At 33.5% G+C, this 531-nt stretch carries 2 protein-coding genes; one reads left to right on the forward strand and one right to left on the reverse strand.

What is annotated here, in order from left to right; translation table 11 throughout:
• Positions 1–266 (forward strand): KTSC domain-containing protein (locus C9E89_RS23180; protein WP_116746717.1); only part of this gene is annotated, 266 nt, incomplete at its 5' end.
• Positions 267–274: 8 nt separating this feature from the next.
• On the opposite strand, the gene C9E89_RS23675 is transcribed toward C9E89_RS23180, so the two are convergent.
• Positions 275–531: hypothetical protein (locus C9E89_RS23675; protein ID WP_171405229.1), on the reverse strand; the 257-nt coding region annotated here is incomplete at its 5' end.

Raw genomic sequence — 531 nt, forward strand, 5'->3', positions numbered from 1 at the left:
AAACTGCGAACCCGACGCAGCTTACTGATCGGGTGGAGAAAAACTTGCAATCATTCAATATTAATAGTGAAAAAATTGAACAAGTAGCCTTTGATGGAAATACTCTTCAGGTGAAAGAGCATAATGGAACTATAACTGCTTATATGTTTGTTGAGGCTCAAATGGTGAATAACTTCTTATCATCACTTGATAAGGATCAGTTTTTTCAAACCAATATAGAAAATAATCGCCAATATAGAAAACGTGTGATGATGAGGGGGCGATAATCAAAAAACTACCAATCCTCAACAGCAGTTATTTCATTAATAGTTATTTGAGGATTGCTATATGCTTTATTTGAACCTTTAAGCGAATCTTGATAGGCAAAGCCCTCACTCAATAAGGAAAGGTTACTATTTACTCGCGTATCTTCACTTAAGCGAATAGGTATATTATTTAAATGTAAGATAGCGCCTTTGGGTATGACTAGACAGTCTTTATAGATTATCTTATTAACATCATTAAATGCATTATCAAAATCACTCATAACAA

Origin of the sequence: Acinetobacter sichuanensis (genome assembly GCF_003024515.2) — a bacterium.
GTDB classification, from domain to species: domain Bacteria; phylum Pseudomonadota; class Gammaproteobacteria; order Pseudomonadales; family Moraxellaceae; genus Acinetobacter; species Acinetobacter sichuanensis.